We start from the raw sequence: 12,623 nt of genomic DNA, 5'->3' as shown, positions 1-12,623 counted from the left end.
CTTTCGAGCTGCATTACCGCCTCTAGCCAAGCCTTTGCGACACTCCTGACTGCACAGAAAATCACAGTTAGTGCAATTTACTGTAGAGCCACAGCATTGACTTCACGTTACCGGCCGCACAGGGTAAATAGCTTCTGGTCCCATCGGAACATTCCCCGTGCCACTAATCCATCGCCCCGTCCAACCTGCCGACATCGCCACGCTCTGTAGCTTCCCTCAAAGCGCGGACGAACTCTTCTATATGTTCCCCAAAGCCACTTACCCGCTCACATCCGCTGCGCTGAGCGAAGCCATCGCCCAGCGCAGCGGTTCGACGGTGATCGAGGCTGACGGGGCGATCGTTGGCTTCGCCAATTTCTATAAGGCTGAATATGACGGCGTCTGCGCGCTAGGTAATGTGGTGGTGGCCCCGACCGCGCGAGGCCAGGGTGTGGCGCGCTACCTTGTGCAATGCATGATCGCCCTGGCTCGCGAAGATTTCGCGGCGCGGGAGATCTGGGTGTCGTGTTTCAACCATAACACCGCAGGGCTGCTGCTTTATCCACAGCTGGGTTTTGTGCCGTTCGGGATTGAGGAGCGGCGGGCGCCGGATGGGTCCCGGGTGGCGCTGATTCAGATGAAACTGCCATCAGCCTGAGCGCCGCCTCACGACTCAACGCGGTAGGACGTGGGGCTGAGCCTGCAAATCGATTCCCAATGCACGAATGACCTTGAGTACCGTATCGAATCTCGGTTTGGCTCCAGGACCGAACGCCTTGTAAAGGCTCTCACGACCCAAGCCCGTTTCCTTGGCGATCTGTGACATACCACGTGCCCTGGCAATATGACCCAACGCACGAAGAATTTCGTCAGTGTCACCATCCGCAAGCACTTGGCTCAGGTACTCACTGATCGCAGCATCGCTGTCCAACAGATCAGCCATGTCAAATGGTACGAGTTTCTCGTTCATTTCAGCTCCTTCGCCAGTGCCTTTGCCTTAAGGATGTCACCGGCCTGCGAGGACTTGTCTCCACCCACCAGAAGCAAAATCAACCTGCCTTGCCTGCTGGTGAAATAGACGCGGTATCCACCTGATACATCAATGCGCAGTTCACTGATACCGCCACCAACGGGTTTGAAGTCCCCAGGATTCCCCCGTGACAGTCGCTCAAGCCTGCGAGCGATAGCGATTCGCGCACGCAAATCGCGCAAATTGGCCAACCAGACGGCAAAGCTTTTCGTTTGTTCGACTTCGTAGCTCAACAAGCCCTCCAGACTGTATCCGAATAGATACGAGCGATCAATACTGAAGGCAACCACGTGTCGGGCACCTTGCGAACCTCGACAATGCGGGAGTGGCACTAGATCCAATACAGGGAGACTTCCCAAGTCCGCGTCATCCATGTCCCCGAAAATTCTTGCAATACCCTAATCAGGAACCTTGCTCCCCGATCCTGCGTCGGAACCTGCATCCCCCCCTTCGAGGTTCCCGCAACGTGAAAGCCCTCCTCGCCCGCAAGTACCGCCTGGTGGTCAAGACCTTCGGCTACATCGGCTGGTCGCTGTTCTGGCTGCTGATCTGGGACGTGCTGGTCACCATCGACTTCATGCTGTTCTTCAACAGCAAGTTCAGCCTGCCGCTGATCCCGCTCACCCTGCTGGGCTCGGCGCTGGTGGTGCTGGTGAGCTTTCGCAACAGCAGTGCCTACAACCGCTGGTGGGAGGCGCGCACCTTGTGGGGGGCGCTGGTGAACAGTTCACGCAGTTTCGCCCGGCAGGTGCTGACACTGGTCGACGACCCGGCTGACGGGCCGAACCCGGTGAAGGCGACCTTGCTGCGCCGGCATATCGCCTATGTGAACTGCCTGGCCGCCCACCTCAAGAACGAGAAATGCCCGGACGAGCTGATGGCCTTCATACCGCCCGGCGAGTTCGAACGGCGCAGTCGCTCCAACAACTTCGCCAATGACATCCTCAGCGGTTCGGCGGCACTGCTGGCCCAGGAATACCAGGCCGGGCGGGTGGACAGCATCCGCCTGGCGCGCCTGGAGTCGACGCTGGTGGACCTGTCCAACGCCCAGGGTGGGATGGAGCGGATCGCCAACACGCCGCTGCCCTACCCTTATGTGTACTTCCCACGGCTGTTCATCACGCTGTTCTGCCTGATCGTGCCGGTGGGCCTGGTGGAGTCGCTGGGCTGGTTCACGCCGCTGGCTTCGACGGTTGTCGGTTTCATGCTGCTGGCGATCGAGCGGATCGGCACGGACCTGCAGAGCCCGTTCCGCATCAGTGAGCATCAGATCCCGATGGACACGATCTGCGAGACCATCGAGCGCAATCTGGAGTCGATGCAGCGTGAGGCGCAGTGTGGCCGCGAAGCGTTCGACGATAGTCCTTCCACACCCGTGAGATCGAGCGCCGCCCGCGCGGCGCATCGCGGATGAATCCGCTCCTACATCTGTTGCAACGTGGCCATGTCTGATAGGCCATGGTTGTTGGCCTTGTGCGATCGACGTGATATATCGGCGGGCATTGCTGCCGCCCCACCTGTCTCAAGCCTTGCGCCAAGGCTGGCAACCATGGCCTGACAGGTTAGGTACGTTGCAACGAATGTAGGAGCGGATTCATCCGCGATGCGCCGCGCGGGCGGCGCTCGATCTCCCTGGCGCTACAGAAATCTCGCCGAACACCTCGCAACGCCCCACCGCTCGCAAACCTACCCCCGCCGTGCATACTCCCGACACCCTTCCCAGCCGATCCCGCTCTGGGCCGTGTGCTGCAACAGCCACTCCAGCGCCGGCTGGGCCTTGGGCAAGCCGTCACGGAACTGGATAACCCCCTTGCGCCACAACAGCATCAGCGTCAGCACCCGCTGCGCCGAGGCCTCGGCGGTCAGCGGGCCGTCATCCTGGGCGTCGATGTCCCACAGTGAAACCCGCAGTTGCTGGCTGTCCAGGAACGCTTCGCCATCGGCACGGCGCTGGCCATAGGGCGGACGGAACAGCGCTACATACTGCCCGGCCAGGTCGGCCTGCACCCGCGCCTGGCTGCGCCGCAGCGAGTCCTGCCAATCCTGCCACTGGGCATGGGAGCGGTATTCCCAGCCCTGGATACCCACGCACTGGCCGGCATACAGGTCGCCCAGCGGGCCGGCATCGCGCCGTTGCTGCAGGCGATTGCCGAGCACGAAGAAAATCCCGTCGAGCTTCTGCCGGCGCAGGTAGTCAGCCAGCGCATCGGTGCTACCGCCCTGGGGGGCCGGGCCGCTGACGAAGGTCAGCAGGAACATCCGGTCATTGAGTTCCTCGCCATTGCGTTCACGATCGGAGAGCTTGGCCACCTCGCTGGTGGTCTGCGGGAACAGCGCCGCCTTGCGCAGTTGCTCATCCAGGTAACGGGTATGGAACTGATGACTGGGCTCGACCCACTCGGTATAGAACGAGCCGACATCTTCGGCGAACACAGCGGCCTGTGTACGCAAATCGGACATGGATTCCACCGGGTAGCAGAACGAGGCATCCTGTTCGCAACTGCGCTGCGCCTGCTGATAGCTGATCCACAGACGCTGCCACAAGCGCGCCCGCACTGCCCGCACCACGTTCAGGTTGATCTGGCGCAGGCCCAGCCGGGCCTTCAGCGCCGGCTCGTCGAGCATCTCGCTTTCGTGCAGCACCCGGGCAAACGACAGGATCTCCGCCCGCGACGCCACGTCGAACAGCGCCGGGCTGTTCAACTGCTCCGGCCAGCGCTCACGGTCAAGACTGACGAAATCCGCCGGGGCCGCCTGGGCACCCAGGCTCAGCAGCCCGGCGAACAGGGCAAACGCGATACGCACGATGTGCATTCTCCTTGAAGGCATGGCGCGCACTATAACGCGACAGCCGAGCGTTGCCTGTGGCGATGTTCGCTGACTATCGTCGCCATAGTTTGGCGTTGCGCCGGCAGCCCCGTAGAATTCGCCCGACGATTCCAGGAGCCGACCCGATGCTGACGGTGATTTCCCCCGCCAAGACCCTCGACTACGACACCCCGCCGGTGACCCAACGCCATACCCTGCCCCAGTACCTGGACGATTCCCAGGAACTGATCGTGCAACTGCGCGAGCTGTCGCCGGCGCAAATCGCCGAGCTGATGCACCTCTCCGACAAGCTCGCCGGCCTCAACGCCGCGCGTTTCGGCAGCTGGACCCCGGATTTCACACCGGCCAACGCCAAGCAGGCGCTGCTGGCGTTCAAGGGCGACGTCTACACCGGGCTCGACGCCGAAAGCCTGGGCGAGGACGATTTCAGCTATGCCCAGGATCACCTGCGCATGCTCTCGGGCCTGTACGGCCTGCTGCGTCCGCTGGACCTGATGCAGCCCTACCGCCTGGAAATGGGCACAAAGCTGGCCAACGCCCGCGGCAAGGACCTGTATGCCTTCTGGGGCACGCGCATCAGCGAGTGGCTGAACCAGGCCCTGGCCGACCAGGGCGACGACGTGCTGCTGAACCTGGCCAGCAACGAGTACTTCAGCGCGGTGAAGAAAAGCGCCCTGAAGGCGCGGGTGATCGACGTCGACTTCAAGGACCTGAAGAACGGCCAGTACAAGATCATCAGTTTCTATGCCAAGAAAGCCCGCGGGATGATGAGCCGCTTCGTGATCCAGGAGCGGGTCAACGACCCGGAGCAGCTCAAGCGCTTCGATGCGCAGGGCTACTACTACAGCGCCGAGCAGTCGAAGCCAGATCATCTGGTGTTCCTGCGCGATCACGCTGAGGGCTGATTTTTCAGCGCCGCTTTGCAGCTCATCGCGGGGCAAGCCCGCGATGAGCCCATCAGCCCTGCAACGGGGCACAGTGCAAAACGCCATCAGCCAAATTTCCAGCGCCAATAAATCATCAGTCACATCCTTATCGCAAAACGCCATAAGACCGTTCGTAGTTTTTTGACGAATTTTGAAAAATATTTTCGCATGCTGGCATATAACCATCCCGCTGCGTTTTCGCCCTTTATATACGGGGACGAAACTGCGCCGTGCTATCAGATTGAAAGTATTTCCCTCTGAAAAAATATTTAGAAATCTTTCACCGTGGCGGAACCGCCCCAGGAACTTCTACTACGCCCAATGGCTCATAGCACCCGTAACGAGTTTCAAGCGCTGAGCGTGAGAAATGACTTACAGATGACAAAGGGCCGCCATTCACAATCGGCTCGAAAACTTCAACGGCGGTACAGGAAGTGCCTGAAGCCATAATCCATGCAGGAGACAAGCGCCCCTAAAATTCGTCCTAGTGGTTGATTTCAAAGGATTTATCCACTTGAAAAACAAGCACAGCAATTCGCGAAGAGCGACTTGCAATAAAGACGGCTGCATTTCAGGGCACGCCTTTTAAATACTGGCCTTTGACTGCCAACTTTGAGTGCATAACTTTTTGCGCTCCGGATTTATTCATGCCTGCGTTCGGTGAAGTGTCAATTCGCCATGGAACCGTGCGCCCGAAAACTGCTGGTCAATCAACCCGGCTGGCTCTTCGCTGAAGGGCTGGCGTGATAAACACACGAGGTGAATGCGATGCGTATCAGCATCTTTGGTTTGGGTTATGTGGGTGCAGTCTGTGCCGGTTGCCTGTCGGCACGAGGCCATGACGTGATTGGGGTGGACGTGTCCAGCACCAAGATCGACCTGATCAACCAGGGCAAGTCGCCCATCGTCGAACCGGGCCTGGAAGAGTTGCTGCAGCAAGGCATCGCCAATGGCCGTCTGCGCGGCACCACGGACTTTGCCGAGGCCATCCGCGCCAGCGACGTGTCGATGATCTGCGTCGGCACGCCGAGCAAGAAGAACGGCGACCTGGGCCTGGAGTACATCGAGTCGGTGTGCCGCGAGATCGGCTACGTGCTGCGCGACACCACCCGCCGTCACACCATCGTGGTGCGCAGCACCGTGTTGCCGGGTACCGTCAAGAACGTGGTGATCCCGATCCTCGAAGACTGCTCGGGCAAGAAGGCCGGTGTCGATTTCGGCGTGGCGGTCAACCCCGAGTTCCTACGCGAAAGCACCGCGATCAAGGACTACGACCACCCACCTATGACCGTCATCGGCGAACTGGACAGCGCCAGCGGCGACGTCCTGCAAGCCCTGTACGAAGAACTCGATGCCCCGGTGATCCGCAAGCCGATCGAAGTGGCCGAGATGATCAAGTACACCTGCAACGTCTGGCACGCGACCAAGGTCACCTTCGCCAACGAGATCGGCAACATCGCCAAGGCGGTCGGTGTCGATGGCCGCGACGTGATGGACGTGGTCTGCCAGGACAAGGTGCTCAACCTGTCGCAGTACTACATGCGCCCCGGCTTCGCCTTCGGTGGCTCGTGCCTGCCCAAGGACGTGCGCGCCCTCACCTACCGCGCCTCGAGCCTGGACGTGAAGGCGCCGCTGCTCGACTCGCTGATGCGCAGCAACGAATCCCAGGTGCAGAACGCCTTCGACATCATCGAGAGCCACGACAAGCGCAAGGTCGCCCTGCTCGGTCTTTCGTTCAAGGCCGGTACCGACGACCTGCGCGAGAGCCCGCTGGTGGAGCTGGCCGAGCGCCTGATCGGCAAGGGCTACCAGCTGGACATCTATGACCAGAACGTCGAGTACGCCCGGGTGCACGGCGCCAACAAGGAATACATCGAATCGAAGATTCCGCATGTGTCCTCCTTGCTCAACGCCAACTTCGAGCAGGTGGTGAACGACGCCGACATCATCGTGCTGGGCAACCGTGACGAGAAATTCCGTGCCCTGGCCCAACAGGCGCCGGCCGGCAAGCAAGTGATCGACCTGGTCGGGTTCATGAGCAAGCCGACCTGCACCACCAGCCGCACCGAAGGCATCTGCTGGTAAACCCGGTCGGGCGGCGCGTCCCTCCCCAGCGCGCCGCCCTTCCCACCCCGAATTCTCGACGGATGCCGAACATGCAAAGGTTCCAGACAGTGCTGTTGCAGTGCGCCGGCTGGCTGCTCTACATGAGCCTGCTCATGCTGATCGCCCTGGCCCTGCCCAGCGATATCTTCGATTCGCAGTCGAAGCACTTCATCTTCCTGGTCGGCGCAGTCGGCATCTGGCGCTACTCCATGGGCGCCACCCATTTCATCCGCGGCATGATCTTCCTGTACCTGGTCTACCCGTACCTGCGCCGCAAGGTGCAGAAGCTCGGCAAGGCCGCCGACCCGTCGCATGTGTACCTGATGGTCACCAGCTTCCGCATCGATGCGCTGACCACCGCCCAGGTGTACAGCTCGGTGATCCGCGAGGCGATCGACTGTGGCTTCCCCACCACGGTGGTCTGCTCGCTGGTGGAAAAGTCCGACGAGTTGCTGGTCAAGAGCCTGTGGGCCAAGTACAACCCGCCCGGACACGTCACCCTGGACATCGTGCGCATCGCCGGCACCGGCAAGCGCGACGGCCTGGCCTATGGTTTCCGCGCCATCTCGCGGATGCTCCCGGACGAGAACGCCGTGGTCGCGGTGATCGACGGCGACACCGTGCTGGCCGAAGGCGTGGTGCGCAAGACCGTGCCGTGGTTCAAGCTCTACCCCAACGTCGGCGGCCTGACCACCAACGAGTTCTGCGAAGTGCGCGGCGGCTACATCATGAGCGAGTGGCACAAGCTGCGCTTCGCCCAGCGCCACATCAACATGTGCTCGATGGCCCTGAGCAAACGCGTGCTGACCATGACCGGACGCATGTCGATGTTCCGCGCAAGCGTAGTGACCAACCCCGAGTTCATCGCCGACGTCGAAAGCGACTCGCTGATGCACTGGCGCCTGGGCCGCTTCAAGTTCCTCACCGGCGACGACAAGTCCAGCTGGTTCAGCCTGATGCGCCTGGGCTACGACACCTTCTACGTGCCTGACGCGGCGATCAACACGGTCGAGCACCCGCCGGAGAAAAGCTTCGTCAAGGCCAGCCGCAAGCTGATGTACCGCTGGTACGGCAATAACCTGCGGCAGAACTCCCGCGCCCTGGGCCTGGGCCTCAAGCGCCTGGGGCTGTTCACCAGCATCGTCCTGCTCGACCAGCGCGTGTCGATGTGGACCAGCCTGCTGGGCCTGACCGTGGCGGTGATCGCCAGCTTCAAGTTCGGCCTGCAGTTCCTGCTGGTGTACCTGCTGTGGATCGGCATCACCCGCCTGATCCTCACCATCATGCTGCTGTGCTCGGGCCACAACGTAGGCCCCGCCTACCCGCTGATTCTCTATTACAACCAGATCGTCGGCGCGGTGATGAAGATCTACGTGTTCTTCCGCCTCGACAAGCAGTCCTGGACCCGCCAGCCCACTGCCCTCAAGCGCGACCTCGCAAGTTTTCAACAATGGTTCAACACCTGGTCCTCGCGGACCATGACCTTCTCGGCCGCGAGCATCTTCGTCGCCGTGCTGTTCATGGTCGTGTGAGCCCCCGGATCGGATAACAGGAACGAATATCGCCATGAATACCGCCGTGAACGTCAACGTCGTGCATGAATCCGAAGCGCAGCGCCAGCATGCCCGGGTGCGCATTCCCGCCAAGCTGCGCTACCTGGACGGCAACCGCGAGCCGCACGAGGTGAAGGTTGACGACCTGTCCGCCGGGGGTCTGTCCTTCCATGCCAAGAAGCCCCTGGCCGAAGGCGAAGTGCTGCGCGGCCGCCTGCAGTTCGTGGTCGACAACCTCGGCCTGTCGATGGACGTCGAGCTGCTGGTACGCACCAGCAGCCGCGACACCGGCCGCACCGGCACCGAGTTCCAGAACCTGGAGCCGCGCGACATCGCCACCCTGCGCCATATCATCACCAGCCACCTGTCCGGCGAGCTGATCAGCGTCGGCGACGTGCTCAGCACCCTGCAGCGCGACAACTTCACCAAGGCGCGCAAGCAGAAGGACGGGGGCTCGGGCCTGTCCGCCTTCGGCCGCCTGCGCGCGGTCACCGTCACCGCCGGGGTGTTCGTGGTCGGCCTGGTGGCCTTCGGTTTCGTCGCCAAATCGCTCTATGGCCTGTACTTCGTCAGCCATGCCGAAGCCGGCGTGGTCGCGGTGCCCACCACCAACGTCACCATGCCCCGCGACGGCAGCGTGCAGAGCCTGGTGGAAAACGGCGCGAGCGTGGCCAAGGGCGCGCCGCTGGCAACCTTCAACACCAGCATGCTCGACCTGCTCAAAGGCCACCTGGACGACTCACAACTGGAGCCGGCCAAGGTCGAGGAGCTGTTCGGCAAGCAACTCTCCGGCACCCTCACCAGCCCGTGCGACTGTGTGGTCTCGCGCCAGCTGGTGGATGACGGCCAGTACGCCAGCAAGGGCCAGCCGGTGTTCGCGCTGATCCCGCGTACCAGCACCCCGACCATCGAGGCGCGCTTCAGCTATCGCCAGTTCGACGAAGTGAAACCGGGCACCCGGGTCAACTTCCAGATCGCCGGCGAAGACGAAGTGCGCAGCGGCCGGATCACCGGCAGCTCGAGCCTGGACACCGACAACCTGGCCTCCGACATCCGCGTGCAGATCAAGCCCGACGGCGGCCTGCCAGCCGAACTCGCCGGCCGCCCGGCCTCGGTCAACAGCGACCGTGGCCCGTCGTTGAACTGGCTGATCGACAAGGCCGTGGCCCGCGGGCTGTAAGAGGATCGGATAATGACCAGCAGACACCCCGATATCTGTGGGAGCCGGCTTGCCGGCGATCGAGTGCGCAGCACTCGCCCAGCGGATGCAGCGCCTGCACTGGCCTCTCGCCGGCAAGCCGGCTCCCACAGGGACAGCTTGCGCCTGGGGGCATGCGCCCTGGCCGCTGCCATCACCCTGGCCGGCTGCGCCGGCCTGCCCGACCAGCGCCTGGCCAACGAAGCGCTCAAGCGCGGCGACACCGCCACCGCCGAGCGCAACTACAAGGCCCTCGCCGACCTTGGCTACAGCGACGCCCAGGTCGGCCTGGCGGACATCCAGGTCGGCACCCGCGACCCGGCCAAGCTCAAGCAAGCCGAAGCCACCTACCGCGCCGCAGCCGCCACCTCGCCCCGTGCCCAGGCGCGCCTCGGCCGCCTGCTGGTGGCCAAGCCCGACAGCACCCAGGCCGAGCGCGAAGAGGCCGAGACCCTGCTCAAGCTCGCGGCGCAACAAGGTGAGGCGAATACCTTGATCCCGCTGGCGATGCTCTACCTGCAGTACCCGCAGAGCTTCCCCAAGGTCAACGCCCAGCAGCAGATCGACCAGTGGCGCGCCGCCGGCAACCCCGAAGCCGGCCTGGCCCAGGTACTGCTGTACCGCACCCAGGGCACCTACGACCAAAACCTGGGCGAGGTGGAGAAGATCTGCAAGGCCGCGCTGTCCACTACCGACATCTGCTACGTGGAACTGGCCACCGTCTACCAGAAACGCGCCCAGCCCGACCAGCAGGCCGCCCTGCTCGAGCAGCTCAAGGCCGCTCATGCCCGCGGCACCGTGCCGGCCACCCGGGTCGACAGCGTCGCCCGCGTGCTGGCCGACCGCAGCCTCGGCCAGACCGACGAGAAGACCGCCAAGGACCTGCTCGAGCAGGTCGCGCCGGCCAACCCGGCATCCTGGGTGAGCCTGGCGCAGCTGCTTTACGACTTCCCCGAACTGGGCGACACCGACCAGCTGATGGCCTATATCGACAAAGGCCGCGAAGCAGAACAGCCCCGCGCCGAACTGCTGCTGGGCCGGCTCTACTACGAAGGCAAGACCGTGCCCGCCGACGCGCAGAAGGCCCAGGAACACCTGCAGGCTGCCGCCGACGCCGGCGAAGTCAGCGCCGACTACTACCTCGGCCAGCTGTACCGCCGTGGCTACCTGGGCCAGGTCGAGCCGCAAAAGGCCGTCGACCACCTGCTCGCCGCCGCCCGTGGTGGCCAGAACAGCGCCGACTATGCCCTGGCCCAGCTGTTCAGCGAAGGCCACGGCATCCGCCCGGCGCCGACCAATGCCTGGGTGTTCGCGCAACTCTCCCAGGTCAACCCGACCCCACAGTCGAGCGAGCTGCTGCAACAGCTCGACCAGCAGCTCACGCCCGACCAGCGCAACCAGGCCCAGCAACTGCTGGCGCAGGAAAAGCAGGCGCGCAGCAGCATGGCCCAAGGCGCCAACAGCACCCTGGCCATCGAAGCGCTGCAGGACGAAAAAGAAGAAGTAGACGCCGAGGATTCGCTATGACGCTCAACCCCTTCGTGAAAGCCGGCATCGGCCTGGGCTTCGCCCTGCTGTGGTCGATGCCGACCCTGGCGGCGGAAACCGCGCAGAAGAACTTCGGCCTCGACGTGAAGATCACCGGCCAGTCCGAGGACGACCGCGACCTGGGCACCCGCTCCGGCGGCGACGTCAACGGCCTCGGCCTTGACCTGCGCCCATGGGTGTACGGCGAGCGCGGCAACTGGAGCGCCTTCGCCATGGGCCAGGCGGTGGCCGCCACCGACATCATCGAAACCGACACCCTGCGCCAGAACGACGACGGCACCACCAGCGACAACGGCGACGACAGCCGCAAGCCGGACAAGAGCTACCTGGCCATGCGCGAATTCTGGATCGGCTACAGCGGCCTGACCCCCTACCCCGGCGAGCAGCTGCGCTTCGGCCGCCAACGCCTGCGCAGCGACGACGGCATGTGGCGCGACACCAACATCGAGGCGCTGAACTGGACCTTCGACACCACCCTGCTCAAGGCCGACCTTGGCGTTGCCCAGCGCTTCAGCGAATACCGCACCGACCTCACCGAACTGGCCCCCGAAGACAAGGACCGCACCCATGTCTACGGCAACGTCGCCACGCAATGGACACCCGGCCACTGGGTTGGCCTGCGTGCCCACCACAGCCATGACGGCGGCAGCCTGAAGAGCCCCGGCGAAACCGTCGACGCCCTCGACAAGACCCGCACCGGCGACCTCACCTGGCTGGGCCTGGAAGCCAACAGCGACGCCTACAACTGGCGCAACGACCACACCGTCAACTACTGGGGCAGCGTCACCTGGCTGACTGGCGAGCGCGACACCCTCAGCAGCCAGGCGGTCGGCAACGACCAGGTCGCCACCGGCAAGCAGAGCGGCGACGTCAACGCCTGGGCCACCGACCTCGGCATCCGCCTGCGCCTCGACCCGCAGTGGCAGGTCGGCGCGGCCTACGCCCGGGGCAGTGGCGGCGGTGGCAGCGATGGCTCGAACAATTTCGAGCAGACCGGCCTTGAGAGCAACCGCTCCAACTTCACCGGCACCCGCTCGCGCGTGCACCGCTTCGGCGAAGCCTTCCGCGGCGAGCTGGGCAACCTGCAGGCGGCCACCCTGTTCGCCTCCTGGCAGCTGCGCGACGACTACGACGCCAGCTTCATCTACCACAAATTCTGGCGCGTCGACGGCAAGCAGAACATCGGCTCCAGCGGCATCAACGCGGTGGTCGACGACGGCGGTATCAGCCGCCCGCTGGTGCAGGGCGAGAAAGACCTCGGCCAGGAAATGGACGTGGTCGTGACCAAGTACTTCAAGCAGGGTCTGCTGCCGGCCTCGATCAGCCAGTCGATCGACGAACCGTCGGCCCTGGTGCGCCTGCGAGCCGGTGTGTTCAAGCCGGGCGACGCCTACGGCAAAGAGGCCGACTCGTACATGCACCGCGCCTTCGTCGACGTGATCTGGCGCTACTGA

11 protein-coding genes are annotated in these 12,623 nt (G+C 63.4%); 8 read left to right on the top strand and 3 right to left on the bottom strand.

Annotated features, from left to right (window positions below; all coding sequences use genetic code 11):
* Nucleotides 1-157 precede the first annotated feature (157 nt).
* On the top strand, nt 158-637 hold the full coding sequence (locus CCOS191_RS04650; protein ID WP_046854242.1) for a GNAT family N-acetyltransferase: 480 nt from the start codon (nt 158-160) through the stop codon (nt 635-637).
* A 15-nt stretch (nt 638-652) separates the two neighbouring features.
* Here CCOS191_RS04650 and CCOS191_RS04645 read toward each other — a convergent pair whose 3' ends face one another.
* On the bottom strand, nt 653-949 hold the full coding sequence (locus tag CCOS191_RS04645) for an addiction module antidote protein (RefSeq protein ID WP_046854241.1): 297 nt from the start codon (nt 947-949) through the stop codon (nt 653-655).
* Nucleotides 946-1,242: a type II toxin-antitoxin system RelE/ParE family toxin gene (locus tag CCOS191_RS04640; RefSeq protein WP_046857693.1), complete on the bottom strand. Its 297-nt coding sequence runs from the start codon at nt 1,240-1,242 to the stop codon at nt 946-948. The genes CCOS191_RS04645 and CCOS191_RS04640 overlap by 4 nt, the downstream gene beginning before the upstream one ends.
* A 233-nt stretch (nt 1,243-1,475) precedes the next feature.
* Between CCOS191_RS04640 and CCOS191_RS04635 the strand changes: the two genes are divergently transcribed.
* Nucleotides 1,476-2,423, top strand: a complete 948-nt coding sequence (locus tag CCOS191_RS04635) for a bestrophin family protein (protein WP_046854240.1) — start codon at nt 1,476-1,478, stop codon at nt 2,421-2,423.
* Between the two features lie 272 nt (nt 2,424-2,695).
* On the opposite strand, the gene CCOS191_RS04630 is transcribed toward CCOS191_RS04635, so the two are convergent.
* On the bottom strand, nt 2,696-3,814 hold the full coding sequence (locus CCOS191_RS04630) for a polysaccharide deacetylase family protein (protein WP_046857692.1): 1,119 nt from the start codon (nt 3,812-3,814) through the stop codon (nt 2,696-2,698).
* A 149-nt stretch (nt 3,815-3,963) separates the two neighbouring features.
* Here CCOS191_RS04630 and yaaA point away from each other — a divergent pair, with 149 nt between their 5' ends.
* From yaaA to CCOS191_RS04600, 6 genes are all read left to right on the top strand, one after another.
* Nucleotides 3,964-4,743 (top strand): peroxide stress protein YaaA, encoded by a 780-nt coding sequence (yaaA, locus tag CCOS191_RS04625; protein ID WP_046854239.1) that lies wholly within the window; start codon nt 3,964-3,966, stop codon nt 4,741-4,743.
* A gap of 789 nt (nt 4,744-5,532) precedes the next feature.
* A complete protein-coding gene (locus CCOS191_RS04620; protein WP_046854238.1) occupies nt 5,533-6,849 on the top strand; it encodes a nucleotide sugar dehydrogenase in 1,317 nt (438 codons plus the stop codon).
* Between the two features lie 71 nt (nt 6,850-6,920).
* A complete protein-coding gene (locus CCOS191_RS04615) occupies nt 6,921-8,402 on the top strand; it encodes a glycosyltransferase family 2 protein (protein ID WP_172670871.1) in 1,482 nt (493 codons plus the stop codon).
* A 34-nt stretch (nt 8,403-8,436) separates the two neighbouring features.
* Nucleotides 8,437-9,603, top strand: coding sequence for an alginate biosynthesis protein Alg44 (locus CCOS191_RS04610; protein WP_046854236.1), 1,167 nt, complete (start codon nt 8,437-8,439; stop codon nt 9,601-9,603).
* Nucleotides 9,604-9,615: 12 nt separating this feature from the next.
* Nucleotides 9,616-11,148, top strand: coding sequence for an alginate biosynthesis TPR repeat lipoprotein AlgK (gene algK, locus CCOS191_RS04605; RefSeq protein ID WP_231867472.1), 1,533 nt, complete (start codon nt 9,616-9,618; stop codon nt 11,146-11,148).
* Nucleotides 11,145-12,623: an alginate export family protein gene (locus tag CCOS191_RS04600; RefSeq protein ID WP_046854235.1), complete on the top strand. Its 1,479-nt coding sequence runs from the start codon at nt 11,145-11,147 to the stop codon at nt 12,621-12,623. The genes algK and CCOS191_RS04600 overlap by 4 nt, the downstream gene beginning before the upstream one ends.

It is taken from the genome of Pseudomonas sp. CCOS 191 (assembly GCF_001007005.1).
Classification (GTDB): Bacteria; Pseudomonadota; Gammaproteobacteria; order Pseudomonadales; family Pseudomonadaceae; genus Aquipseudomonas; species Aquipseudomonas soli.
The sequence above is the reverse complement of the archived record's forward strand: the minus strand, read 5'-3'. Positions and strand labels throughout refer to the sequence as shown.